Genomic DNA, 25,631 nt, shown 5'->3' on the forward strand with positions numbered 1-25,631 from the left:
CGTCGGATCGTGCAGACAGGCGCCCACTGACCACCGGGCCAGCTGCGGTTCAGCCCGCTCAGATATTCAGCGACTGCAGTTCGCTGGCGCGCTCGGCGCGCTCCCACACTTCATTGAAGTGCTGTTGCAGCGGCGCTTGGCTGGCGCGGTCGCTGCGGGCCGCGCGGCCGCGTTGGCGGTCGGCTTCGGGCAGGAACAGATAGCCACCCACGTCATTGAGCAGATAGGCCGAGGAATACGCCAGGTCGGCGTCCTCGACTGGCGTGCGAATCTGGATAGTGCTGGGCAGACGTTGCGCCAGGGCTACCAGGCGATGGTCGTTGCGCAGCGCGGCGGCCGGATCGTGAAGCAGGATGCGGATCTGCGCGCCGCGGCCGGAGATCGCGATGCGTCGCAGTTCGGCCAGCTCTTCCGCGCTGGCGTACATGTCATTGCCCAGGAACGGCAGGTAGATGTCCAGCCCGCGACGGGCGTCGGTGAGCAATTGCAGCCGGGCCGCGGCAGCCTCGCTGCGGGTTCCGGCGGCGAGCATGCCGATGTCGCGCACCGGTGCCGGCCCGTCGCTCGTTGCCGGCAGCGCCAGCCGCATGGCGCGGTGGGGCAGTCCGGCGTCCTCGAATTCCTCGCCATGGGCCACGAAACCCTCGCGTTCGTAGAACCCTGTGGCGCTGACTTGCGCGTCGAGCGCCACTTCCGGCCAGCCTTGCGTGCGGGCGTGGGCGACCAGTTCGCGCAGCAAGGCTACGCCAACGCCACGCCCGCGCCAGTCACGCAGCACCGCCATCCGGCCGATCTTGTGGTGGGGCGTGAGCCGGCCGCAGCCGATCGGTTGGCCACTGCCGTCACGCGCCAGCACATGCCGGCAATCCACATCGAGTCCGTCGCGTTCGCGCTGCTCAGGCACGCCCTGTTCCCGGATGAACACGGTTTCACGCAGCTTGAGCAGGGCGTTGCGCTGGTCGTCATTCGACCAGTCGGCCACCTCGATGTGGAAGTCCTGCAGCCTCATGGACGGGTGCTCACCGACGCTTGCGGGATTTTCGCGGGATCAGGTGACCATCATTGACCAGCGCCAGAAGCAGGTCGCGCTCGATCGCGTTGAGCTTCTTGCCCGGGGTGAATGCGCGCTCCTCGCACAACGCCTGCGCCAGCGTCGGCGTAGCGGGATAGGCATGGCCGCTTGCATACAGGGTCGCTGCGGGTTTGCCGCGGTACCAGGCCAGCCGCGACCATGGATGTCGCAGCAGGTGGGCGCCGGCAGCGAGCTGTTTGGTCAGCGCGGCCTCGGTCAGCGGCTTCTCCAGCGGTGCCGGAATCTGCGCGTTGCGGTAACGGGTGATGAAGCGACCGAACCAGTCATGCAGCAGGTCTTCGCGCAAGGCCGCAGCGAACGGCAGGGCGTTCTTCAGTCGCTCCAGCGCGGCGCGTTCGATCTCGCCGGTGGTCTTGGCCGGTTTCAGGTCCGGGTCGGCGTAACGCAATTCATCGGGAAGCTGCTCGGCGATATAGTCGGCCAAATCGCCGGTCAATTCGGCCTGCGATGGCGCGCGCATGCCCACCGAGAAGGTCATGCACGGACCGCCGAACGCCACGCCGTCGTGCGCGATGCCCGGCGGCAGGTACAGGATGTCGCCCGCGTCAAGTAGCCATTCGTGGGTAGGCTCGAACTGCGCCAGCTGCTTCAGTTCCACGTCGGGCCGGAATGCCTTCGGGGCAAGCGGGTCATCGCTGATCGCCCAGTGCCGCTGGCCGAGACCCTGGATCAGGAAGACGTCGTACTGGTCGACATGAGGGCCGACACCGCCGCCAGGCTCGGCATACGACACCATCACATCGTCCACGCGCCAGCTGGGCAGGAAGTTGAAGTGCTGCAGCAGGGCGGCGACGTCGGCATCCCATTTGTCGACATCCTGTACCAGCAGGGTCCAGTTGCTTTCGGGGGTGCTGGAGAAGTCCGCTTCGCTGAGCGGGCCGGGGTTGACGTGCCAGCGATCGCGCTTTTCGTCGTGCACGATCAGTCGTGCCAGTGCGGCAGGTTCGCAGGCCAGCCCGGCCAGGTCGTCCGGCTGCAGCGGCGGTCGAAAATCGGCAAAGGCCTGGCGGATCAGCAGCGGGCGCTTCTGCCAGTAGTCGCGCAGGAAACGGGCGGGCGACATGCCCAGGGGCTGCCTGGCAGAGCCGCGGACTTCGATGGGGAAAACAGGGGGCTTGGTCATGCGCCCATTGTAGCGGGGGACGCGCCCGGCGGATCAGGACAGGGCCGCTCACTTGTCCTGCATCCACATCGCTGGTCGACTATCTGGCCAAGACGCAGGAGATTGACCGGTGCCTGGGAAAGGGTTCTACGCCGCGTTGGGGAGCGTGGCGGGTGGCCGCTGCCGCCAATGCGGCACGTTGGCTTCGTCGAGGGTCGCTTCGTCACCGGCGAGCAGGCGCGCGACGTCCCGACGATCGAGGTGCGGTGCGAATCGAACGATGAAATCCAGGGTGTAGTCGCGCAGTACGCTGTCGCGGGGCAGGACGATCCATGTGGTGCATCGGGGAAACAGGTGATCGGCTGGCAGTGTCGTCAAATCCGTATCGCTGTCCAGCATGGCCATCTCGGCCAGTACGCCGATGCCGAGTCCGGTACGCACGTAGGTCTTGATCAAATCGGCGTCGCCGGCTGTCATCGCGATCTGTGGTTGCAGGCCGCGCGCTTCGAACGCACGCCTCAGCGAGGAATCCGCCTGCAGCGACGATTCGTAGCTGATCAGGGGCAACCGGACAATCTCGTCCAGCGAGAGGATCTGGCGATCACTGGACAGCGCATGCCCCCGCGGTGCCAGGATGACGCGGTGCCAGTGATACGCCGGCAGCGCGATGCCGAAGCCCGGCGCGCTGCCGGCGGTACTGACCACGGCAAGATCGGCCCGGCCCGCTTCCAGTTGCGCCAACACCTCGCTGTCACTGCCCGGTTGAAGATGCACGCTGACATGCGGATAGCTCCGGTTGAGCGCGCTGATCGCTGCTGGCAGGGCGAACCGCGCCTGGGTGTGGGTGGTGGCAATGCGCAACTCACCCTGCGCCTCGTTGCGCAGGTTCGCGGCGATGGAGCGGATGTTGGCCGCCTCGACCAGGATGGTGCGGGCGCGTTCCAGTACCTGGCTGCCGGCATGGGTTACCGCGTCCAGGCTTTTCCCCTTGCGCACGAACAGTTGAAAACCCAGCTCGTCCTCAAGTTGCCTCAGCTGCTTGCTCAACCCCGGCTGGGTGGCATGCAGTCGTTCGGCAGCCAGCGTGATGTTCAGGCCGGAATCGGCAATCGCAACCAGATAGCGGAGTTGGGTCAAGGTCATGATGATGCTCTCGTGGGCGATCGGGACGACGAACAAAGGGCGGGTGCATCGCCTCGCGAGAGACGTTCAGCGTGATGGGTCCGCCGGGCCCGGTCAGCAAATGTCGGCGGGTGAGACGGTCTTGCTGATGGTGTGTTCAAGGTCAGCCGTCTATACGGCTGTTTGACTTGGTGGTCAAGAGCGCCGTGCTCATGACATGGAGGCATATGTCTGCAACGACAAGTCATTTGTCGATCGGTGTGGGACTGGTTAGCTTGCGCATCTCTTTCGAGACAGGTTGGGACCTTGGCGCATGAAGTTGCACTTTTCTGGTCGTGGCTGGCGGATATTTGTGCCCGGCAGGCGCATGATGCCCACCTGTCTCGCCGTTTCTTCCCGCCGGAGGGCCACCCGCCATGATTCATGAAAGCATCGTCGATACCATCGGCAAAACGCCGATCGTGCGCATCCGGCGACTTGCACCGAGCCACGTGGAAATCTACGTCAAGGTGGAGTCGTTCAATCCCGCGGGCTCGGTCAAGGACAGGCTGGCGCTGGCGATCATCCTCGACGCCGAAAAGCGCGGCTTGCTGCAGCCCGGCCAGACGGTGGTCGAAGCCACCTCCGGCAATACCGGCGTGGCGCTCGCTGCGGTTTGCGCGGCGCGCGGCTATCCGTTCGTCGCGGTGATGGCCGAGACCTTCTCGATCGAGCGACGCAAGCTGATCCGGGCTTACGGCGGCAAGGTGGTACTGACGCCTGCCGCTGCCCGCGGTACGGGCATGGTCGAGAAGGCGCTTGAGCTGGCGCAGAAGCATGGCTGGTTCTTTTCCAATCAGTTCGAGAATCCGGCCAATCCGGCGTATCACCGGCAGACCACCGCACCGGAAATCCTGAGCGACTTCGCCGGCCGGCGGCTGGATTACTTTGTCAGTGGATGGGGTACCGGCGGCACGCTGACCGGTGTGGGCGAAGTGCTGAAAGTGGCGCGCCCGGACGTGCAGGTGGTCGCGACCGAGCCGGCCGGTGCCGCGCTGCTGTCAGGCAAGGAATGGACGCCGCACAAGATTCAGGGCTGGACCCCGGACTTCGTGCCGGCGGTGCTGAATCCGCAGGTGGTCGACCGGATCGTGTTGATCGACGACGTGCTCGCTCGCGACACCTCACTTGCCTTGGCGCAACGCGAGGGCATCTTCGCCGGTATTTCCTCCGGCGCCACGCTGGCCGCTGCGCTGGCGGTGGCCAGGGACGCGCCAGAGGGCTCGGTGTTGCTGGCCATGCTGCCTGACACCGGCGAACGCTATCTGTCGACCTTCCTGTTTGAAGGCGTCAACGAAGGATCGGACGAGGTCGAGTGAACGGGTGGCTGGCGCTCGCCCGGCGATGATGGCTTGGGCCGAACTCGAGGCGGCGGCCTTGCTGTCACTTGTCGCGAGTGCCGGGCTTTGCCGCGGCGGGCGCTGCCACACCCCGTTGCGCGATCAGTTTCTGCCCGACGCCGGCCAGCGCGAGAATGGCCGGCAGCAGCTCCCGACCCAGTTCGGTCAGGGCATATTCGGCCGACGGCGGTGAGGTATCCAGCAGCTGCCGCGTGACCATGCCGCGGGCTTCCAGTTCGCGCAGTCGCGCACTGAGCACTCGCGCCGAGATGCGCGGGATGTCGTGGCGCAATTCACCGAAACGGCGGGGTTCGGCGCTGAGGTACCAGATGACGTTCGGCGCCCAGGCGCCGCGCAATAGATTCAGGCTTTTGGTGAGCGGGCAGGCGGGTGGCGGGGCGGAAACCTTGCTCTTGCGGACGGGCAGGCCCATGCGGACGTTCCTCCGGCGGATGCCGGTAACCTGGCGGATACTGCATTCTGCACTAACCATGGGTTACCAGGTATCCAGCAGTAACCACTCTGGCTAAGATGTTCGCTGCCGCGCTGCAGTCCGTCCTGCGTTAACACGGTGTCGCGATTCGTCCCTTTCCCCCTTTCGTTTGCAAAACTGGAGAAACGCATGAAGCTCTATTACATGCCTGGTGCCTGCTCGCTCTCGCCGCACATCGTGGCGCTGGAGGCGGGCATTCCGCTGCAACTGGTCAAGGTCGACGGCAAGACCAAGCGCACCGAAAACGGCGACGATTTCATGCAGATCAATCCCAAGGGTTATGTGCCGGCGTTGGAGCTGGACAGCGGTGAGCTGCTGACCGAAGGCACGGCGATCGTGCAGTACCTGGCTGACCAGAAGCCCGAAAGTGGCCTGGCGCCGGCTAATGGCACCTTGCCTCGCTATCACTTGCAGGAATTTCTCGGCTATATCAATTCCGAACTGCACAAGTCCTACAGCCCGTTGTTCAACCCGGCCACCAGCGCCGAAACCCGCGAGGAACGCAAGGCGTATCTGCGCAAGCGTTATGCGATGCTCGATGCCTTGCTGGCGAAACAGGACTGGCTGGTTGGCGATCACTTCACCGCCGCCGATGCCTATCTGTTCACCGTGACCAACTGGGCGAAGCACGCGGACCTTGATCTGTCCGCGTTCAAGGCACTGACTGCGTTCCAGCAACGTGTCGCGGCGCGGCCGATGGTGCAGGCTGCCTTGTCCGCCGAGGCGCCGGTCAAGAATTAGGCAACATCGTTCGATGCGCCGACATGGGCTGGTACCTCGCGGTGCCGGCCCTTTTGGTGAAGGGCTTGCCATGCGGCGGGGCACTTACACACTTATATATGGGTGGATCGACAGCAGGAGTCGCCCGCGCCGTCATTGGCGGCACAGGTGTCAGCAAGCGGGATGGATCGAATCGTCTGGCATGGCTTGTGCTGAAACGTCGCGCAACCGTAAAATGGTCCGCTTTCGTATAAGGGAATCATCGACTTAGACGGGCACGACCGTTGGGGATGTGAAGTGATGACCAGTCTGCGCCTCGCAGATCGGATTGGCTTTGCAGATCAGCTGGTTATGATCGTTTGACGAGGGTGGCAAGGCGAGAGTGGCGGAATTGGTAGACGCACCAGATTTAGGTTCTGGCGGTTAACCCCGTGGGGGTTCGAGTCCCCCCTTTCGCACCATGCCCCGTTGATTTTCTTAGTTTTTCGGGCGGCACAGCCGCCATGGCGCCGGTGCGGGCCCACCACATTCAGGTAGTACCAGGAGACGTCATGCAGGTTTCAGTTGAGAACATCGGCTCGCTCGAGCGCAAGCTCACGGTGAAATTTCCGGCTGAGCGGTTTGAGACGCAGGTCAGCGCTCGCATCGCGGAAATGGGCCGCACGGTTCGCCTGAAGGGTTTTCGCCCGGGCAAGGTGCCCACCACGGTGATCAAGCAGCGTTTCGGCGATCAGGTTCGGGGCGAAGTGTTGTCCGATCTCATCGGCAGCACGTTGCGCGAGGCGGTGCAGCAGGAAAAACTGCAGCCGATCGCCAACCCGGCCATCGATACGACCGGCAAGCCGGAAAATGGCGAGATTGCCTACACCGCCACGTTCGAAATCATGCCGGAGTTTCCGCAGGTCGACGTTGCCGCGCTGGAAATCAATCGTCCGGTAGCTGAAGTCAGCGATGCGGACATCGACAAGATGCTGGAGACCCTGCGCCAGCAGCGTCGCAGCTTCGACGAAGTGGATCGCGCTTCGGCCGAAGGTGATTTCGTGATGTTTGAATACTCCGCCAGCGCGGGCGACTACCGCTTCCCGGCCGAGGGGCTGGAGCGCGCCGGCAGCGTGCTGGGCTCCGGTACGCTGTTCAAGGCGCTGGACGAGGCACTGACCGGCCGCAAGGGTGGTGACAGTTTCGAGACGGATGTGCTGTTCCCGGAAGACTTCCGGAACGATCAGCTTGCCGGCAAGAATGCCAAGGTCACTTTCAGCATCCTGAAGGTGCAGGCACCGAAGTTGCCAGACATCGACACCGACTTCGCGAAGCTGTTCGGCATCGCCGATGGCGATCTGGAAACCTTCCGCAAGGAAGTGCGCGCCAACCTCGAGCGTGAGTTGAAAGCCGCGTTGATGGGTCGCCTGAAGTCCGAAGTGGCCGAAAAGCTTGCCGTGACGCATGCCGGGCTGGACGTGCCGAAGCTGATGGTTCAGTCCGAAGCCCGCAACATGGCCGCCGGCAGCGTGCCGCAGGGTCAGCAGCCGCCGCCGCAGCTGATCGAGGCTGCCATGCCGATGGCCCGCCAGCGGGTGGTTGCCGGTTTGCTGATGGGCGAGATTGCCCGCAAGCAGGAGATCAAGATCGATCGCAAGCGGGTGGCTGAACAGCTGGCCGCGATTGCCTCGACCTACGAAGAGCCGGAGCAGGTCATTGAACTGTACAACGGCGACCCCCAATTGATGTCTGGGCTGCAGAATCGCGTGATGGAAGACCAGGTGGCGGAGTGGGTGGCGGACCATGCCAAGACCACCCAGCTGGATCTCACGTTCGACGAGGTGATGCGTCCGGTCAATGCCTGAGCAATCGGGCTGGCAATCGCGCCAGATGAATCAACGGAGAGCTGCAAACATGGCCATGGATCAGATCCAGAACCTCAATTTGGTACCGATGGTCGTCGAGCAGACCGCTCGCGGCGAGCGCTCCTACGACATCTATTCACGCCTGTTGAAAGAGCGCGTGATCTTCCTGGTGGGCGAGGTCAATGACCAGGTCGCGAACCTGATCGTGGCGCAGATGCTGTTCCTCGAATCCGAGAATCCGGACAAGGACATCAACTTCTACATCAACAGCCCGGGCGGTGCCGTCACCGCCGGTCTGGCGATCTACGACACGATGCAGTTCATCAAGCCCAATGTCAGCACGATGTGCATCGGCCAGGCATGCAGCATGGGTTCGTTCCTGCTGATGGCCGGCGCCAAGGGCAAGCGCTTCGCGCTGCCCAACTCACGCATCATGATCCACCAGCCCTCCGGCGGCGCGCAGGGTCAGGCTACCGACATCGAGATCCAGGCGCGTGAAATCCTGTACATCCGCGAGCGCCTGAACAAGCTGTACGTCGAACACACCGGCCAGCCGCTCGCGAAGATCGAGCTGGACATGGAGCGCGACCGCTTCATGAATGCGGTGGATGCCAAAACGTATGGCCTGATCGATGAAGTGCTCGACAAGCGCGCTGGCGAGACGGTGAAATCCGCCTGAGTTCCGGTTTTCACACCACGGTCACGAGAGGGGCTCCGCGTCTGCAGGCAGACGTGGAGCCCTGTGTTATTCTCGCGGCGCATCCAGATTTACCAGCGGGATCGAGAGTATGAGTGACGACCGGCAGGGACGTTCCAGCGACAGCGGGAAGATTCTCTATTGCTCTTTCTGTGGCAAGAGCCAGCATGAAGTGCGCAAGCTGATCGCGGGTCCGTCCGTGTTCATCTGCGACGAGTGCGTGGAGCTCTGCAACGACATCATTCGCGAGGAACTGGAAGAAAAGGCCGCCTCGGGGCGCACCCAGTTGCCCAAGCCCAAGGAGATCCGCGAGTCGCTGGATCAGTACGTGGTGGGCCAGAGCCGTGCCAAGAAGGCGTTGGCGGTGGCGGTGTACAACCATTACAAGCGGATCGAGTCGCGCCAGAAGAGCGACGACATCGAACTGGGCAAGTCGAACATCCTGCTGATCGGTCCGACCGGTTCGGGCAAGACGCTGCTGGCTGAAACGCTGGCGCGCCTGCTCAATGTGCCGTTCACGATCGCCGACGCCACCACGCTGACCGAAGCCGGTTACGTGGGCGAGGATGTCGAGAACATCATCCAGAAGTTGCTGCAGAAGTGCGATTACGACGTCGAGAAGGCGCAGTCGGGCATCGTCTACATTGATGAAATCGACAAGATTTCGCGCAAGAGCGAGAACCCGTCGATCACGCGCGATGTGTCCGGCGAAGGCGTGCAACAGGCACTGTTGAAGCTGATCGAGGGCACGCTGGCGTCGGTACCGCCGCAGGGTGGCCGCAAGCATCCCCAGCAGGAATTCCTGCAGGTGGACACGAAGAACATCCTGTTCATCTGCGGCGGTGCGTTTGCCGGCCTGGACAAGGTCATCCAGCAGCGTTCCGAAACCACGGGCATCGGCTTCTCCGCCGAAGTGCGTTCGAAGGAACGCACCGAAAACCTTGGCAAGGTGTTGGCTGAAGTCGAGCCCGCCGACTTGGTTCGCTTCGGCTTGATCCCCGAGTTTGTCGGCCGCCTGCCGGTGGTTGCGACCCTGGATGAGCTGGACGAGCCGGCGCTGGTGAAGATTCTCACCGAGCCGAAGAACGCCGTCACCAAGCAGTTCAAGAAGCTGTTCGAGATGGAAGAGGTGGAGCTGGAGTTCCGTCCGGAGGCTCTGGAAGCGATCGCCCGCAAGGCGCTGAAGCGCAAGACGGGTGCCCGCGGCCTGCGCACCATTCTGGAACAGGTACTGCTGGACACCATGTACGAACTGCCGTCGCTGGAGCATGTCAGCAAGGTGGTGGTGGATGACGCCGTGATCGAGGGGCAGGCCGAACCCTATCTGATTTATCGCGGCAATCTGCAGCAGCGCGTGGCGGGTGAGGGCGGCGACGCCGCCTGATCGTTCGCGGTCTCTGCATGAACACGGCTCCGGTGTTTTGCCCGGGGCCGTTTCTTTTTTGGTGGTCGCTCAACCTTGACTAGGGCAGCGGCCGCCTCCACTTGACGAGTTGGGATGCCCGGCGCAGTGTCGGGTGGAACGCACAACTGACCGAGGGACCCCTCTTTCATGGCCAAGAACGCCCCCCTTCCTGCTGCGCTGGACGCTCTGCCGGTATTGCCGCTGCGCGACGTGGTGGTTTATCCGCACATGGTTATCCCGCTCTTCGTCGGTCGCGACAAGTCCATGCGTGCACTGGAGCGCGCCATGGAGGGCGAGCGGCAAATTCTGCTGGTCGCACAGAAAAGCCCGGACATCGATGATCCGGAGATTTCCGATCTACATCAGATCGGCACCCTGGCTGGCGTGCTCCAGCTGCTGAAACTGCCCGATGGCACCGTCAAGGTGCTGGTCGAGGGTCAGTCGCGCGTGTCCGTCGAGGATTTCAAGGAACAGGACGGCATGCTGACCGCGCGTTCGCGCGTGATCGAACCGGTCTACAACGCGAAGGAGCGCGAGCTCGACGTGGTGTCGCACACGCTCATTTCGCTGTTCGAGCAACTGGTCAAGCAGAGCCGCAAGCTGCCGCCGGAAGTACTTGCCAGCCTGTCAGGCATCGACGATCCATCGCGTGTTGCAGACTCGATTGCCGCGCATCTTTCCGTGCGCATGGCGGACAAGCAGAAGGTGCTGGAGACGGCCGACGTCGGCCAGCGCCTGGAGTTGCTCATCGGTCTGGTCGATGGCGAGATGGACCTGCAGCAGGTCGAGAAGCGCATCCGCGGCCGCGTGAAATCGCAGATGGAGAAGAGCCAGCGCGAGTACTACCTCAACGAACAAATGAAGGCCATCCAGAAGGAACTGGGTGACAGCGAGGATGGCCCGAATGAGGTCGAGGAGCTGCAGAAGAAGATCGAGGGCTCGGGCATGCCCAAGCCCGTGCTGGCCAAGGCGCGCCAGGAGTTCAACAAGCTCAAGCAGATGTCGCCGATGTCGGCTGAGGCGACGGTCGTGCGCAACTACCTCGACTGGCTCGTGGGTGTGCCGTGGAAAAAGCGCAGCAAGGTGCGCAAGGATCTGCAGTTGGCCCAGGAAGTCCTGGATGCCGACCACTTCGGTCTGGAGAAGGTCAAGGAGCGGATTCTGGAATACCTCGCCGTTCAGCAGCGCGTGTCGGTGATGAAGGGGCCGATCCTGTGCCTGGTCGGCCCGCCGGGCGTGGGCAAGACCTCATTGGGACAGTCGATCGCCAAGGCGACCAACCGGAAGTTTGTCCGCATGAGTCTGGGCGGCGTGCGCGACGAGGCGGAGATCCGCGGCCATCGGCGGACGTACATTGGTTCCATGCCTGGTCGCATCGTGCAGAACATCAACAAGGTCGGAGCGAAAAACCCGCTCTTCGTGCTGGATGAAATCGACAAGATGTCGATGGACTTCCGCGGCGATCCTTCTTCCGCCCTGCTTGAGGTGCTGGATCCGGAGCAGAACCACGCCTTCAACGATCACTATCTTGAAGTCGACCTGGATCTGTCGGAGGTGATGTGGATTGCCACTGCCAACTCCTTGAATATTCCCGGGCCGTTGCTGGATCGCATGGAGGTCATCCGCATTCCCGGCTATACCGAGGATGAAAAGCTCGGCATTGCGCAGAAATATCTGCTGCCCAAGCAGCTCAAGGCCAATGGTCTGAAGCCGGAAGAGCTCAGTGTCACCGAGGGCGCCCTGCGCGACATCGTGCGCTACTACACGCGCGAATCGGGTGTGCGCAACCTGGAGCGCGAGGTTTCCAAGATCTGTCGCAAAGTGGTCAAGGAGCTGACCCTCGGTCAGGTCAGGAAGGCGAAGGCCAAGGTGGCTGCCAAGACGACCCGGGCCAAGGCGAAGGCGGTTCCGGACACCGCCAAGGTGACATCGGACAACCTCGACCATTACCTGGGCGTGCGTCGCTTCGACTTCGGTCGCAAGGAGCTGCAGAACGAGGTGGGTCTGGTCACCGGTCTCGCCTGGACCCAGGTCGGCGGCGAGCTGCTCAGCATCGAGGGCTCGGTCGTGCCGGGCAAGGGCAGGTTGGTGCATACCGGCCAGCTCGGTGATGTCATGAAGGAGTCGATCCAGGCGGCGTTGTCCGTGGTGCGTGCGCGTGCGGACCAGCTGGGCATCGATCCCGAGTTCCATCAGAAGCTTGACGTACACATTCATGTGCCCGAGGGAGCGACACCGAAGGATGGTCCCAGCGCGGGCATCGCGATGTGCACGGCCCTGGTGTCGGTGCTGACCAAGGTGCCGGTACGCTCCGAGGTTGCCATGACCGGCGAGATCACGCTGCGTGGTCGGGTGCTGCCGATCGGCGGGCTGAAGGAAAAGCTTCTGGCGGCCCATCGTGGCGGGATCACCACGGTGATCATCCCGGAGGACAACAAGAAGGATCTGGTCGACATGCCGGCGAACATCACTTCGTCCATGCAGATCTATCCGGTCCGATGGATCGATGAGGTGCTGGACATCGCGCTGGAACGACCGTTGCAGCCGAACGCCGCCAAGGCCGAGACTCCGGCCGCCGTCTCGGGCGATTCGTCCGAAGCGCATTCGTTGACCCATTGAGTCCGCGTCTGCGTATGTCTCGCGGTCTGCAGGGATGCCACGCTCGCGCGTGGCGTTCCCGTGCACGTTCACTGTTGTTGGGCGAAGTTTTCCATAGTCGTTCAGTGCGGGTTTTGCAAGCGGATTGGCAACGGTCCGATCTGGCTAAAACCTTGCTGTGACTTGTGTTGCGCCTTCCGGCAACGCACTGGTATAAAGGCGATACCGCAGTCCCGGCGTTGTCCGTCAGCGCAGCGATGCGGGGTTGCTTCTTGGCATCCTGCAAGCCAATCATCCATGCCGGCGCTGTCTGGTCATTTTGCTGACCGCGTCGACGAAATCCGAACGAGGGAGTTTTCTCAATGAATAAAACCGATCTGATCAATGCCATTGCCGAGAAGGCCGAGCTGACCAAGGCCGACGCTGGCCGTGCGCTGGAAGCCTTTTTCGAGACCGTGCAGAAGTCGTTGAAGGGCGGTGAGGATGTCTCGGTTGTCGGCTTCGGCACGTTCACCGTGCGCCAGCGCGCTGCCCGTACCGGTCGCAACCCGCGCACCAACGAAGCGATCAAGATCAAAGCCTCGAAAGTGCCTGCTTTCAAGGCTGGCAAGACTCTGAAGGATGCCCTAAACTAAGCGGCTGACGCTTGGTTTCGGGTGCTTAGCTCAGCGGTAGAGCGTCGCCCTTACAAGGCGGTGGTCGTAGGTTCGATCCCTACAGCACCCACCAGAAAAATGCGGAGTGGTAGTTCAGTTGGTTAGAATGCTGGCCTGTCACGCCGGAGGTCGCGGGTTCGAGTCCCGTCCACTCCGCCACAGTTCGCAAGGGCGCCCGCGTGGCGCCCTTGTCATTTGAGCGGTGCACTTCCGTGCAGTGTCTTGTGCGGCGCATCGTTCCGTTGAATTGAGCTTTTTGCGCGCCACGCGCTTTCACCATCTTGCGGGAAGATTTCGATGCTGCAGGCAATGCGTAACAAGATGCATGGATGGCCATCCATCATCCTTCTCGGGGTTTGCGTCTTTGCGATGTCGCTGTTTGGCATGGAGAGCTACTTCATGTCGCACGACGATGCCTACGTGGCCAAGGTCGGCAAGCACGAGATCGACCAGCGCGCCTTTCAGGATCGTGTCAACCAGTTGCGGCAACAGGCGGTTGCAGAGCAGGGTGACCAGTTCGATTCCAGCACGTTCGAGAAGACCGAGACCAAGCTGCGCATTCTCGACGGCATGGTCGATGAGCAAGTGCTTCAGCAGGCTAACGCGGATTGGGGCCTGCGGGTTTCCAACAGTCAGGTGCGCGACTACATCGCGTCGATTCCGGCGTTTCAGGTCAACGGCCAGTTTGACGCGACAAGCTACAAGGCCTGGTTGACCAGCCAGTACAAGACGCCGGAAACGTTTGAAAACGAGATACGCTCATCACTGGCAATCCAGTTGCTGCCCTCGGCCATCAATGCCAGCACCATCGTCAGCGATGCGCAGCTTGACCAGTTCCTGAAGCTGCAGGCACAGCGTCGCGACCTGCGTTACTTCCAGTTGCAGCATCCGAAGCTCGAAAACAGCACGGTAAGCGACGCCGAAATCGAGACCTGGTACAAGGCGCATCAGGCCGATTACATGACGCCTGAAATGGTTTCGCTGAAGTACCTTGAAGTGATTGGTGCGGATCTGCCGCTGGCCGCGCAGCCGAGCGACGATGAGCTGCGCAAGCGCTACGCGAGCGAAAAGCAGCGCTTCGTGCAACCGGAGCAGCGTCTTGCCTCGCACATCCTGATCAACGTGCCCGCCAATGCCACGCCGGAACAGCAGAAAGCCGCGTTGGCGAAAGCGGACAAGATCGCTGCCGAAGCCAATCCTTCGGACTTTGCCAAACTCGCTGAACAGGATTCGCAGGACCTCGGCTCGCGCCGTATGGGAGGCGACTTGGGGTGGCTTGAGAAGGGCGTCACCAACGAAGCTTTCGATTCGGCTCTGTTTGCGCTGCAGAAGGGACAGGTTTCCAAGCCGGTGCTTTCCACGGATGGTTACCACATCATCTGGCTGCGTGATGTGCGCAGTGGCGAGTCCAAGCCGTTTGAAGAAGTGCGCGACCAACTGGTCAAGGAAGTGACCTCGGCCGATCGCGACCGCAACTACAACGACGTTGCCGGCAAGATGTCCGACAATACCTACCAGAATCCCAGTTCGCTCGAGCCGGCGTCGGTAGCGCTGAAGACGCCCATCAAGACCACGGAATTGTTCTCGCGCAAGGGCGGCGAAGGCCTGGCCGCGAACCCGAAGGTGATCGCTGCGGCTTTCAGTGATGACGTGCTGGCGCAGGGTAACAATTCGGCCCTCATCGACCTGGGCAACAACCACTCCGTGGTCATTCACATCGACAAGCACGTCCCGGCAGCGGCCAAGCCGTTGGCGGAGGTGCGCGCAGATGTGCAACAGAAGATTCTCGATCAGCGCATGGCTGCGGTGGAGAAGAAACAGGCCGATGAGGCGGTGAGCCGCCTGCGCAAGGGTGAAACGATGGATGAGGTGGCCAAGTCCTTCGGCACCACCGTCACCACCTTGAATGAAGCCGTGCGGCATTCGCAGCTCCCGGCGCCCCTGCTGACGCAGGCGTTCCTGCTGCCGCATCCGGTGGCGAACAAGCCGCAATTTGCCGCGGTCGACATGTTGAATGGCAGCTACGCCTTGCTGGCGGTGGACAAGGTGCAGGACGGTGACCTGTCCAAGTTGATGCCTGAGCAGCGCGCGGCGCTGCGCCAGCAGATGGCGCAGGCGTACGGTTACGAGGCAACGCGCGAATTGATCGATCACTTGAAGAAGAAGACCGAGATCAAGATCAACAAGCAGCGGCTTTAATCGAAGCTGGCTTGCAGAGTCGGAAAAAGCGAAGGACGGCCAAGGCCGTCCTTCTTTTCTTTTGCAGGATCTGGTCGCTCGCGGCCTGAGCTGACAGCCGATGCTGCCGGCCATTTGCCGCCTTCAATCTGGCGCGCTGATGAGCAGTTTCCGCCCGGGCTTCAGTGCGTGATTCTCCAGGTGGTTCCATCGCTTGAGCTGATCGACTTTGACCGAATACTTGCGGGCGATTTGCCACAAGCTGTCGCCCGCTTTCACGGTATGGCGTCGGGGTGGCTTCTTGCGGGTCGGCGGGAGGGCAGGCGAAGCATCGCTGGCCTGGTTTTGCAGAGTCACATCGCTGTTGCCGGTACTGGCCAGGTCCACCAGCGCACCGTTGAACCGGCGGGCATGCGCGGCAGGCATCATCAGATAAGAGGCCGCCGCGGTGTCCACCATGTCACCGGCAAAAGCACCATTCAGTCGTTTCAGTGCCTCCAGCGTCATGCCGGCGCGGTCAGCCGCCCAGGCCAGCGACATGGATTGCGGAACACCGGCCTGGACGAGACGCTGTTCGCCGGGCAGCGTGGGCAGACTCACGTTGAAGCGTTCCGGCTCACGAATCACGCAGGCAATCGCCAGCAATTTGGTCAGGTGTTCACGCGTTACCTTGCGCACCGGAAGATCCGGGATGGCGGGTTGTTGCGGTGGCTTCCCATGCTTTCGAAGTGCTTTTCGTATGGCAAATTCACCAGCGTTATAGGCGTAGTCAGTCACTCGCCAGTCACCGAACTGCCGGTGGTATTGCTCGAGCAATTTCATTACGGCGTTGGCCGAGGCGGGCACGTCCAGTCGACCGTCGTAGTGGCGATCCACGCGCAGTCCGAGCGATCCGGCAGTGACCGGCATGAGCTGCCACATCCCGGCGGGCCGTTGTTTTCGCCCCGCGATGGGACGGAAGTGGCTTTCCACCCAGGGCAGAAGCACGAATTCCCCGGCCACTTCATAGCGATCCGCCACTTTCTGCACGTACGCGAGGCGTGGCAGCACGGCCTGCAACTGGCTCTGGAATTGCTGTGGATTGCGGGTGTAGCGTCTGGCCCAACCAAGCACCGCCGGGTCCGCATCACAACCGGGCATCGCAAAACTTCCCCGCAAGCGTTGCCAGACGTCGCTGCCTTCGGCGGGCGGCGGGTTTTCAGCGGGCTCAGTGGGAGCTTGCGCGGGCAGCACCGCGATGGGTGGCTTCGCTTTGGCGGGTGGCGCGGACTGCTGTGGCGGCGCGCTTGCGCAGGCTGCGAGCACGACCGACAAGGTCAGAGGGAGAAGTCGGATGGTGGGCTTCATCCGCGAAAACCGTCCTTGGCTTGGCGCAGGGTGGTGAAGCGGCCGACACGATTCTCCTCGCTGCCTTGTCGTCGGGCCCAAGCGATGACTTCATCCGCGTCGACCCGCAAGAAAGGGTTGCATGCCAGCTCGCTGCCAAGCGCCACCGGCAATGTCGGGCGGCCCGCTTCCCGCAGAGCGGCCACCTGATCCCGTCGCTCAAGCAAGTCGTTGTTGAGCGGTTCGACGGTGCGCGCGAATCGTGCGTTTGCTTCGGTGTACTCATGCCCCGCGCAGACCAGGGTTTCCGCCGGCAATCGCGATAGACGATCCAGGGATTCGAGCATCTGCGCCGGGCTGCCTTCGAACAGGCGCCCGCAGCCCAGGCTGAACAAGGTGTCGCCACAGAACAGCAGGCCGGCTCCCACGAAGGCGATGTGGGTGAGCGTATGGCCCGGGATTTCCATGACCTCGAAGCGGATGGCCGGTGAAGCCAGTTCGATGCACTCGCCGTCGCAGACTTCAATGACAGGCGCCTCGATGCGGTCATCCAGCGGAGCGTAGACCGGCACCTGGTGACGCTCTCGCAAGGCAGGCATGCCGCCAATATGGTCGGGATGATGATGGGTGAGCAAGATGGCACGCAGTTGGAGTTCATGCGTTGCCAATGCGCTCTCCACAACGGCCGCGTCGCCCGGATCGACGACGAGCGCGTTTCGCTCGTCGTCATGCAGCAGCCAGATATAGTTGTCGGTCAGTGCCGGTAACGGAAGAAGATGCACGAGGGAATCCGCTGCGTTGGGAAGCTGTCGCGAGCGCGAGAACTTCCAGGAACGATAGACGCAGCCTTCCCGGTCGCGCATGAGGCGGTCGACTATAGTTTGGCGATGCTGAGGACTCGTTAGAAGATCGTTAAGGGGCGAGAGGGTTGTTCAGCTGCGTGCGGCAGGTCCGCCTCGATCGTGATCTTCGTAGCCGGGGATCAGCCGCTACACTGTGCAAAGAGAAAAAGGGCGGATCGGTTTCCATGCAGCAACGCGATGAAGAGCTCTATTCCAGCCCACCCATGCTTCGCTTGCTGGAGGACCAGCTCAAGGTATTGAAGCCGGGTCTTCAGCGCTGCGCCGGCACGCATGCCTTGTTGGTGGGTGCATCGCATCATGGTGCTCCCCCGGCACTGCCGTTGCTGGGTTGCTGGACCTCCCTGGTGTTGCGGCGCCATCGATATGGCGGCGATCTGCAGGGGGCGGCGGACGAGCCGCTGCCTTTTCTCGACGAGGCATTCGAGTTGGTGCTCGTGCGGCACGCGCTGGAGGTGGCACCGCATCCTTCGGCGCTGCTTGATGAAGCCATTCGGGTGCTGGCACCCGGAGGGGCGCTGGCATTGACGGGCATCCATCCGCTGAGCTTCTGGGCGCCATGGCTGCATTGGCGTCGTCGTGGCGGGTCGCTCGCACTGCACATGCCCTGGCGTTTGCGACACCGATTGGCGCGTGCGGGCATGACGATCGAACAAGTGCAGCGGATCGGCAGCGCATGGCCCGAAGCGGGAGCGATGCGCCGCAAGCCGGGCAACCCTTTCGGTGGTGGTTATGTCTTGGTGGCGCGCAAGCGCACCCGGCCCGCGATGCTGGTGCGATTGCGCTCGGAAAAAATACGCGTGCAAACCAACGGTCAACTTTCGCCGACGGCTCGACGCGGTGCGTCCCATTGATTTTCAAGGAACATGCAGAACCCATGAGTGAAGTGGAAGCATTTACCGACGGTGCCTGCCTGGGTAATCCGGGGCCTGGCGGCTGGGCGGCGCTGCTGCGCGCCAAAGGCAGCGAGCGGATGGTGGCGGGCGGCGAGCCGGCGACCACCAACAACCGGATGGAGTTGATGGCCGCGATCGGGGCGCTGGAGACATTGAAACGCCCCTGCCACGTCATTCTCACCACCGATTCGCGTTACGTGATGCAGGGCATCGAGCAGTGGATGCCGAAATGGCGTGCCAATGGCTGGCGCACCGCGGACAAAAAACCGGTGAAGAACCAGGATCTGTGGCAACGACTGTCTGACGCGGTCACCGCCCATCAGGTGCGCTGGAAGTGGGTGAAAGGCCACAGCGGCCACGCCGAGAACGAACGCGTCGACCAGGCGGCACGCGAGCAGGCCGAGGCAATGAAGGGCCAGGCATGAGGCAGATCATTCTCGATACCGAAACCACCGGTCTTGAAGTCCGTCAAGGGCACCGGCTGGTGGAAATTGCCTGCGTCGAAATGATCGAGCGCCGCCTGACCGGCCGGCACTACCAGACCTACCTGAACCCGGATCGGGCGATCGACGAGGGTGCGCGCCTGGTGACCGGCATCGAGGATGAGTTTCTGCTCGACAAGCCGCGTTTCCCGGACGTGGTGGACGAGTTTCTGAATTTCATCGATGGTGCAGAGCTGGTCATTCACAATGCCAGCTTCGACGTCGGGTTTCTCGATGCCGAATTGAGCCGACTGGGCGAGCATGGCGGCAAGATCAGCGATCGCTGCACGGTGCTTGACACGCTGGCGATGGCACGCGAGCGCTATCCCGGCCAGCGCAACAGCCTCGACGCGCTGTGCAAGCGACTGGGCGTCGACAACTCCCGACGTGACCTGCACGGTGGTCTGATAGACGCCCAGTTGCTGGCTGATGTCTATCTGGCCATGACGTCGGGCCAGGTGGCTCTCGATCTCGGGTTCGAACGGGCTTCGGAGCAGCATGACGTGATGGTGGCTGCACCCGTCGTGTTGCTTGCGCGGCCGCGGGTTCTGCGCGCATCGCCGGAAGAATTGGCCTCGCACGAGCGGAGGCTGGATGCGCTGGACAAGAGTGCCGGTGGGATAAGTGTATGGCGAGGGGCGTGATGCTTGGCCATCGTTCTTGAATGGCCGGGCGTCTGCGCAGGATGGGATGGTCGTGCGGGGGCGGTGAGATTGTTCGGCGCGTTCGTGAGTCGGGCCCCTGTGCGCCCGCCGCGGGGCCAGCCTGCGGCGGCCAGCTTCGGCCCGCATGCCGATTGGTTCATGCCGGGCCCTCCGCCATAAAAGCAAAACGCCCCACGAGGGGGCGTTTGCTTTTTATGGCGGAGAGGGTGGCCGCCTAGCCACTGATTCATGCCGTCTCATGCCGTAGCGTACAACCTGACAAACCGCTTGTTTTATAGGTTTCGCTTGCATCATGCCGTGTCATGGCTTATCGTCCGATTGCACCCCCCGTTGTGGGGTAGGTTGGAAACGCATCATGCCGAAGAAAGCGAAAGAGCTGTCCGCCCTGGCCGTCAAACGTAAGTCAATCGAGCCTGGCTTGCATGCCGTGGGCGGCGTCGCCGGCCTACAGCTGCAGGTGCGCGGCGGTGCGGCATCGTGGATCTTGCGCGTGTTGATCGGTGGCAAGCGTCGCGATGTTGGCCTAGGCGGTTATCCGAGCGTGCTGCTGGCTGACGCACGCGACAAGGCGCGCTCATTTCGCGCCAAGATCGACGCGGGCGTCGACCCGGTAGCAGAACGCCAAGCCGCGCGTGCGTCGCTCATGACGGCGCTCACGTTCGACGAGGCGGCAAGGCGCGCGATCGCGGTCAAGGCCCCGGAGTTCAAGAACGCCAAGCATCTGGCCCAGTGGCAATCGACGCTCGACACCTACGCCAGCCCCGTGATCGGCAAGCTTCCGGTCGACAAGATCGACGCGCGCCACGTCTTTGCCATCCTTGAGCCTATCTGGACGGCCAAGACCGAAACCGCCAGTCGGTTGCGCGGGCGTATCGAGTTCGTGCTGGACTGGGCTACCGCCGCGAAGCACCGCACCGGCGACAACCCGGCGCGCTGGAAGGGCAACCTGCAGCCGCTGCTGGGCAAGCCGTCGAAGCTGCACAAGGTCAAGCACCACGCCGCCCTTCCGGCGACTGCGATGCCCGGCTTCATGGAAGCGCTGCGCCAGTGCGCCGGCATCGCTTCGCGCGCGCTTGAGTTCGCCATTCTCACGGCCGCGCGGTCGATCGAAGTGCGCGGCGCCACATGGTCAGAGATCGACGTGAAGGGCGCTACGTGGACCGTGCCGGCCGAGCGCATGAAGGCTGGCAAAGAGCACCGGGTGCCGCTGTCGCCGCAGGCGTTGGCGCTGCTGCGCGCATTGCCGCGGATGGCTGGCACCGACCTCGTGTTTCCTGCCCCGCGCGGCGGCATGCTGTCAGATATGACGCTCTCGGCCGTCATGAAGCGGATGAAGGTGGATGCTGTCCCGCACGGCTTCCGCAGCACGTTCCGCGACTGGGCGTCCGAGGTATCCCACTACCCGCAGGAAACGGCCGAGATGGCGCTGGCGCATGCCATCGGCAACAAGGTCGAAGCCGCCTACCGCCGCGGCGACCTGCTTGCCAAGCGTACGCACATGATGGCCGACTGGGCCAACTTCATCGAGACGAAGCCAGCGACCGGCAACGTCACCAAGATTCGCCGCAAGGCGTAAGCGCCGGCACCGGCTGATAGGCAGCCGGGCCGACTTCCACAGCAACACCTGACAAAGAGGTGACACCATGGCAATTCAGAGTTTAGGCGATCGCTTGAAGAAAGAACTGGCCCAGATCGAGCCGGGCACTGTCGTGCTTGTCGAGGATCCGATAGGGCTTGAGGTTGTGGCGCTCACGCGTGATATGGACAAGGAAGACCAGTTCCGCTGTCTGGTGCTGGCCCAGGCAATCGTCGAGGGCTCGCTGAGCGTCGCCGAGGCGAACGCAGCGGTGGCAGCCGGCCGCGAGACTGTGCTGGCATTAGCTGATCGTTTGGCAGCCTGATCCACCACGTTTTGAGCCGCGCCTAGGCTGATCCCCGAAAACCGGGCACCTTCCCCGGCTGGCGCGGCACCTATTGAAGGGCGCAGAAGGTGCGCGGCATGGCAAAGATATATTTGAACGTGGCACACCTGGATGCGGTATCGGCGGCCCCCCATGATCCCTTGGCCGCTGGTAATTGCCTTGCGCTGTTTGCGGCAAAGCTTCGGTCCGAGTATGTGCCGGGTGACGCACTAAGTGAGCACATTGCTAAGGCATTCGAGGCTGCTGCGGCCGCCCCTGCCAGCAAGCGCGCCAAAATGCTTACAGATGCCTTGTACCTGACCGCACCGCGAAAGCGCGTGGCCGGTGACTACATCAAGATTGGCATGGATGTTGACGGCCTGATAGGGCCAAAAACATCCGCGACTGCGGCAATCGACGCAATCGCAGACGAGAACGGAATCAGTTCAAGAACTGTGCGCCGCTATTTTGAGGAATACAAAATGGCGAGGGAAGAGCACGACGCCATATCTAGGTCGGAACGCGACGCCCGAGACGAGTAGTGCAATAGATGGGGGGCTGTTGCTGCATACGAAGGCCTCCTTGATGCATAAAGTTCATGTCACATCCACAGCATGGAGTGACATGCAATGTCATCGAATACGGTAAGCCTCCCCGACTACGCGCTGCTGCGACAGCGTGACTTGATGGCTGGCATGGTTCCCTTCGGCGCCGCCACGCTATGGCGTCGAGTCAAGGCCGGCAAGTTCCCCGCACCGATCAAACTTGACGACGGCAACATCACCTGCTGGCGCGTGGGCGAGGTGCGCGCCTGGCTTGAATCGCAGGGCGCGAGGAAAGCCGCATGAGCGGCGCATTCACGGTGACCCGCTTCGACCGCGCCCAATTCAACCCGAAGATGATGCACCACATTGCGCAGAGCGATGACGGGCGCAAACTGCTGGAAAATATGCAGGCGCAGGCCGTCGCAGACCGCGAGCGTTTCAACTGCTACGCGAATGCGCAACTGACCGAGTTGGACGAGCTGCTGCAGCGCTTCAAGACGGCTCTTGAAGGCGGTTCCGCATGAACGCCGCCCCCACCGAGGACGCCTGCTGGGCAGCCCATGACCGCATCGAAGCCGCCTTCGCCGGCAGTGACGTGGACGAGCAGCTGGCCGCAATCGTCCACGCATGGGACACCTGGCTGGCCGCAGGCATCATCTCGATCGACGATATACGCACTCCCATGCTCCCGCACCTGCGCGATGCGTTTGCCGTGCTGATCGAGCATGACCCCGAGCTGGCCGAGGCACAAGTTGAAATCGCTTGCGAGCGCATGGACGCGGAACGCTACGGCCTTGCCGAGGCCGGCTGGGCTGGGCTGGTGCTCCACTCTTTCACATACGCGCGGCAAGATTTGGGACTCGACCTGGTGCTGACGCCCGAGTTCAAAGCCAGCCTTGCACGCCTGGCACGCGGAATTGAGACCCGCGCCGATCTTGCTTGCATCGTGCTGCATCGTCATGCGATGCAATCTTTCAGCGCGGCGCAGGCCGATGCTGCCGAGGCCTGGTCCACCAGCAAGGGCGCGCGGCGAGAGGCGCAAGACATTCTCGAACTGCTGGGCGAGCCGGTGGACACACGCGAAGGCTGGTATCTACAGCGACGCTTGTCACAGGGAGGTGGCGAATGATGGCCCCTGAAAACGCGAACGCCTCGCTGGCGGGCGAGGCGGACGCAGAGAGCGCAGACATGGGCGAACTGCACAGCGAGCGTAGCACGGCTAAAAACTCCATGTGTGAAGTCGCCTACAGTCGCGGATATGGCGAGCACGACAACACGCCCGCCCAGCACGTTGCCGAGAGTTTCGCCGCGTTCCGCGATGCGATCGTGGTCGACCGTGCCACGGCCAAAGGGCAGCAGTGGATAGCCGGGCCGCTGGCCATCGCCTCCGATGATCTACTGCATCGCACCGGCGGCACCGATGGCAGCTTTGCCCGCGCCATCGGCAAGGCGCACCGGTGCAAGGCGTGCGCCTTGCCGCGCCGGTTCATTGCCCTGGACATTGACCACGCGCTGACGCCGAATGCGTTCGCAACGCTCGTGCAGGTGCTGCAGCCGTATTCCGGCCTGGTGTACACAACCGCATCGCACAAACCCGACGCGCCGCGGTGTCGCGTCGTGCTGGAGCTCGACCTGTCGGCGCCACGTGCAGAGCTGATCGCGGCCACTCATGTAGTGCAAGCCAGGATCGACGCTGCGATGGTTGCCGAAAGCCAGCCGGCGATTCCGTGGGATGGATCCTGCGACAAGCCCGAGCAGCCGCTGTATCTGCCCGTGGTCGATTCCCAGACGTACACGCTCGACGGGCTGCCGCTTTCTTTAGGCGAGCTGCTGGCCGAGGTGCCTGCCATCGCGGAGCCGCCAAAGGTGGCCCAGCAGCAACCGGCACGAGAGGCTGACCGCTATGCCCTTGCCGCGCTAGTCGGCGCAGAGCGAGCTGTCCTGGACGCTCCAGAGAGCACGCGTAACGAGGTGCTCAACAGGGAGGCGCACAGCATGGGCGGATTCATCGGCGCGGGCCGGCTGTCCCACAGCGTCGTTACGGCCACGCTGATCGACGCCACCGAGCGCGCCGGATGGGCAACGCCTGAAAAGAACCGCGCGACGATACAAGGCGGTATCGCCAGCGGCATCGCCAAGCCGCGCCATGATGGCCTGCCCGGTGCGCCGGCCCACAGCGAAGCGGCGAACGATTCCGGCGACCTCGTCGAGGTTCCGCTGGGCGACATCATGGGCGCGATGCCCGAGCCGCCGCGGTTCGTGGTCGACCCGCTGATCCCGCGACGCGTGGCGACGCTCCTGGGCGGCCATGGCGGCCTAGGCAAGTCCATGCTGAGCCTCACCATTTGCGCGCACGTTGCGTGCGGCCGAGGCTGGGCCGGTTTCAGCATCGAGGCATGCCGCGCGGTGTTCGTGTCGCTGGAAGATGAGGCGCAGATTGTCCGCTACCGGCTGCGACGCATCATCGAGGAATACCAGCTGCCCGCCGCCGAGGTGCTGGCCGGCTTGCGGATCTTCGACGGCGCCGACGTGGAAGCGGCGTTGATGGTCGAGGCCAGCAACAAGGGTTCCGCGTGCCTGATTGAAACGCCGATGATGGCGAAGGTAGTCGCCGCAGTCGCGGATGCTGGCCTGGCCGTGATCGACAACGCCAGCGATGCGTTCGCCGGCAACGAAAACGCCCGCCTGCAGGTGCGGATATTCATGCGCCGGCTGGCGAAGGTGGCCCGCGCCAATGATGCCGGCATGGTGTTGCTGGCGCACATCGACAAGAACGCAGCCAAGAACGGTGGAGCCGGCAACAACTACAGCGGCAGCACGGCATGGCACAACAGCGCGCGCTCGCGTCTTGCGCTGGTCGAAGATGATGCAGGCATCGAGCTGCGACACGAAAAGGCCAACCTGGGCAAGCGAGCGGACGCGGTGCGACTGCAACGCGCAGAGCACGGCGTGCTGATTCCGGCCGGCGCTGATGGGTCACGCGAAAGCGCGGCGGCCATGGTTGCCGATGGCGATGCCGAGGCGGTGCTGGGCGTGCTGGGCCTGGCCATCGGTGCCGGGCTGACCGTGACCACGGCCACAGCCGGGCCGACGACGGCGTGGCACACCCTGCGCCAACTGCCCGAGCTTGGCAGCCAGTACCGGACGGCCGAAGGCAAACGGCGCGTTGCTGCTGCGCTGGTGAGGCTGGCGCGCGATGGGCGGATTGTGCGGGCTGAGTACAAAAAGCCCGATCGGCACTGGGGCGCGCGCTGGGAACTCCCGCAAAGTGCGGCCGATATTGCGGCGTAAAAGTGCGGTGCGGTATATCCCCATACCCCTAGTGCGGAACTCCCGCACCTGGGGTGCGCGGGAGTCGCCGAGACAATCAATTACCGCACTACTCCCGCAACTCCCGCACTCCCGCAGGTGGTCAGGGGGTAGCGACAGGCCAGAAACCGCATAAGAACGCCACTTATGCGCCATCGGCGCCCCTAAATCGGCACCAAAACAGCCCCGCAACCCGCGCTGCTATGCGGTTTCTGGTGCTCGGCCGTTTTTCGCGCTTCGTGGCTGATTCTCAAGGATTGGCGGAGGGCTCGTCCGCCTCATGTTGTGTCATGTCAACGCTTACAAGGCGTTACTTGACTTCACCCAACAACCCGCCACACTTAAGGAAACAACTTTTTG

The 25,631-nt window shown here is 62.9% G+C and carries 24 protein-coding genes and 3 tRNA genes; 21 read left to right on the top strand and 6 right to left on the bottom strand.

Going from position 1 to position 25,631, the window contains the following annotated elements; genetic code table 11:
* Nucleotides 1-58: 58 nt before the first annotated feature.
* From ACVWWQ_RS00470 to ACVWWQ_RS00480, 3 genes are all read right to left on the bottom strand, one after another.
* A complete protein-coding gene (locus ACVWWQ_RS00470; RefSeq protein WP_133950746.1) occupies nt 59-1,009 on the bottom strand; it encodes a GNAT family N-acetyltransferase in 951 nt (316 codons plus the stop codon).
* 10 nt (nt 1,010-1,019) lie between these two features.
* Complete coding sequence (locus ACVWWQ_RS00475; RefSeq protein WP_133950744.1) at nt 1,020-2,216, bottom strand: cupin domain-containing protein; 1,197 nt, start codon at nt 2,214-2,216, stop codon at nt 1,020-1,022.
* A 126-nt stretch (nt 2,217-2,342) separates the two neighbouring features.
* Nucleotides 2,343-3,338, bottom strand: a complete 996-nt coding sequence (locus ACVWWQ_RS00480) for a LysR substrate-binding domain-containing protein (protein ID WP_133950742.1) — start codon at nt 3,336-3,338, stop codon at nt 2,343-2,345.
* A gap of 395 nt (nt 3,339-3,733) precedes the next feature.
* Here ACVWWQ_RS00480 and cysK point away from each other — a divergent pair, with 395 nt between their 5' ends.
* Entirely contained in the window at nt 3,734-4,675 is a 942-nt protein-coding gene (cysK, locus tag ACVWWQ_RS00485; protein WP_133950740.1) for a cysteine synthase A, read from the top strand.
* 64 nt (nt 4,676-4,739) lie between these two features.
* On the opposite strand, the gene ACVWWQ_RS00490 is transcribed toward cysK, so the two are convergent.
* Nucleotides 4,740-5,129, bottom strand: coding sequence for a winged helix-turn-helix transcriptional regulator (locus ACVWWQ_RS00490; RefSeq protein ID WP_133950738.1), 390 nt, complete (start codon nt 5,127-5,129; stop codon nt 4,740-4,742).
* 189 nt (nt 5,130-5,318) lie between these two features.
* Between ACVWWQ_RS00490 and gstA the strand changes: the two genes are divergently transcribed.
* From gstA to ACVWWQ_RS00540, 10 genes are all read left to right on the top strand, one after another.
* Nucleotides 5,319-5,930, top strand: a complete 612-nt coding sequence (gene gstA, locus ACVWWQ_RS00495) for a glutathione transferase GstA (RefSeq protein WP_133950736.1) — start codon at nt 5,319-5,321, stop codon at nt 5,928-5,930.
* A 355-nt stretch (nt 5,931-6,285) separates the two neighbouring features.
* Nucleotides 6,286-6,370, top strand: a tRNA-Leu gene (locus ACVWWQ_RS00500).
* Between the two features lie 90 nt (nt 6,371-6,460).
* Nucleotides 6,461-7,753, top strand: a complete 1,293-nt coding sequence (gene tig / locus ACVWWQ_RS00505) for a trigger factor (protein WP_133950734.1) — start codon at nt 6,461-6,463, stop codon at nt 7,751-7,753.
* A gap of 49 nt (nt 7,754-7,802) precedes the next feature.
* Entirely contained in the window at nt 7,803-8,432 is a 630-nt protein-coding gene (gene clpP, locus ACVWWQ_RS00510) for an ATP-dependent Clp endopeptidase proteolytic subunit ClpP (protein ID WP_099652355.1), read from the top strand.
* A gap of 109 nt (nt 8,433-8,541) precedes the next feature.
* Complete coding sequence (gene clpX, locus ACVWWQ_RS00515; RefSeq protein WP_099652354.1) at nt 8,542-9,834, top strand: ATP-dependent Clp protease ATP-binding subunit ClpX; 1,293 nt, start codon at nt 8,542-8,544, stop codon at nt 9,832-9,834.
* 168 nt (nt 9,835-10,002) lie between these two features.
* Nucleotides 10,003-12,474, top strand: a complete 2,472-nt coding sequence (gene lon, locus ACVWWQ_RS00520) for an endopeptidase La (RefSeq protein ID WP_133950732.1) — start codon at nt 10,003-10,005, stop codon at nt 12,472-12,474.
* Nucleotides 12,475-12,815: 341 nt separating this feature from the next.
* On the top strand, nt 12,816-13,088 hold the full coding sequence (locus ACVWWQ_RS00525) for an HU family DNA-binding protein (protein WP_099652352.1): 273 nt from the start codon (nt 12,816-12,818) through the stop codon (nt 13,086-13,088).
* A 19-nt stretch (nt 13,089-13,107) separates the two neighbouring features.
* Nucleotides 13,108-13,182: transfer RNA gene (locus ACVWWQ_RS00530), tRNA-Val, on the top strand.
* A gap of 9 nt (nt 13,183-13,191) precedes the next feature.
* A tRNA-Asp gene (locus ACVWWQ_RS00535) sits at nt 13,192-13,268 on the top strand.
* A gap of 138 nt (nt 13,269-13,406) precedes the next feature.
* The gene (locus ACVWWQ_RS00540) at nt 13,407-15,308 is read left to right on the top strand and encodes a SurA N-terminal domain-containing protein (RefSeq protein ID WP_133950730.1); all 1,902 of its coding nucleotides are present in this window, start codon (nt 13,407-13,409) and stop codon (nt 15,306-15,308) included.
* 123 nt (nt 15,309-15,431) lie between these two features.
* On the opposite strand, the gene ACVWWQ_RS00545 is transcribed toward ACVWWQ_RS00540, so the two are convergent.
* Together ACVWWQ_RS00545 and gloB are read right to left on the bottom strand one after the other, a co-directional pair.
* A complete protein-coding gene (locus ACVWWQ_RS00545; protein ID WP_133951009.1) occupies nt 15,432-16,427 on the bottom strand; it encodes a transglycosylase SLT domain-containing protein in 996 nt (331 codons plus the stop codon).
* A gap of 203 nt (nt 16,428-16,630) precedes the next feature.
* The gene (gloB, locus tag ACVWWQ_RS00550; RefSeq protein ID WP_133951007.1) at nt 16,631-17,395 is read right to left on the bottom strand and encodes a hydroxyacylglutathione hydrolase; all 765 of its coding nucleotides are present in this window, start codon (nt 17,393-17,395) and stop codon (nt 16,631-16,633) included.
* A gap of 245 nt (nt 17,396-17,640) precedes the next feature.
* On the opposite strand from gloB, the gene ACVWWQ_RS00555 reads away from it, so the two are divergent.
* The 10 genes from ACVWWQ_RS00555 (at nt 17,641) to ACVWWQ_RS00600 (ending at nt 25,253) form a co-directional block, all read left to right on the top strand.
* Nucleotides 17,641-18,327, top strand: a complete 687-nt coding sequence (locus ACVWWQ_RS00555) for a methyltransferase domain-containing protein (RefSeq protein ID WP_133950728.1) — start codon at nt 17,641-17,643, stop codon at nt 18,325-18,327.
* A gap of 23 nt (nt 18,328-18,350) precedes the next feature.
* Nucleotides 18,351-18,794, top strand: a complete 444-nt coding sequence (rnhA, locus tag ACVWWQ_RS00560) for a ribonuclease HI (RefSeq protein ID WP_133950727.1) — start codon at nt 18,351-18,353, stop codon at nt 18,792-18,794.
* Nucleotides 18,791-19,495, top strand: a complete 705-nt coding sequence (dnaQ, locus tag ACVWWQ_RS00565) for a DNA polymerase III subunit epsilon (RefSeq protein ID WP_133950725.1) — start codon at nt 18,791-18,793, stop codon at nt 19,493-19,495. Before rnhA ends, dnaQ begins: the two co-directional genes overlap by 4 nt.
* Before the next feature lie 376 nt (nt 19,496-19,871).
* Entirely contained in the window at nt 19,872-21,092 is a 1,221-nt protein-coding gene (locus ACVWWQ_RS00570; protein WP_133950723.1) for a site-specific integrase, read from the top strand.
* Between the two features lie 67 nt (nt 21,093-21,159).
* Nucleotides 21,160-21,417, top strand: a complete 258-nt coding sequence (locus tag ACVWWQ_RS00575) for a hypothetical protein (RefSeq protein ID WP_133950721.1) — start codon at nt 21,160-21,162, stop codon at nt 21,415-21,417.
* 98 nt (nt 21,418-21,515) lie between these two features.
* Entirely contained in the window at nt 21,516-21,959 is a 444-nt protein-coding gene (locus ACVWWQ_RS00580) for a hypothetical protein (RefSeq protein WP_133950719.1), read from the top strand.
* 87 nt (nt 21,960-22,046) lie between these two features.
* Nucleotides 22,047-22,265 (top strand): MerR family transcriptional regulator, encoded by a 219-nt coding sequence (locus ACVWWQ_RS00585; protein ID WP_133950717.1) that lies wholly within the window; start codon nt 22,047-22,049, stop codon nt 22,263-22,265.
* Nucleotides 22,262-22,486: a hypothetical protein gene (locus tag ACVWWQ_RS00590; protein ID WP_133950714.1), complete on the top strand. Its 225-nt coding sequence runs from the start codon at nt 22,262-22,264 to the stop codon at nt 22,484-22,486. Before ACVWWQ_RS00585 ends, ACVWWQ_RS00590 begins: the two co-directional genes overlap by 4 nt.
* Nucleotides 22,483-23,091 (top strand): hypothetical protein, encoded by a 609-nt coding sequence (locus ACVWWQ_RS00595; protein WP_133950712.1) that lies wholly within the window; start codon nt 22,483-22,485, stop codon nt 23,089-23,091. Before ACVWWQ_RS00590 ends, ACVWWQ_RS00595 begins: the two co-directional genes overlap by 4 nt.
* Nucleotides 23,088-25,253 carry an AAA family ATPase gene (locus ACVWWQ_RS00600; protein ID WP_133950710.1) on the top strand — a complete coding sequence of 722 codons (2,166 nt, stop codon included), beginning with the start codon at nt 23,088-23,090 and terminating at the stop codon, nt 25,251-25,253. Before ACVWWQ_RS00595 ends, ACVWWQ_RS00600 begins: the two co-directional genes overlap by 4 nt.
* Nucleotides 25,254-25,631: the final 378 nt, after the last annotated feature.

The sequence above is a fragment of the Rhodanobacter sp. TND4EL1 genome, assembly GCF_054061035.1.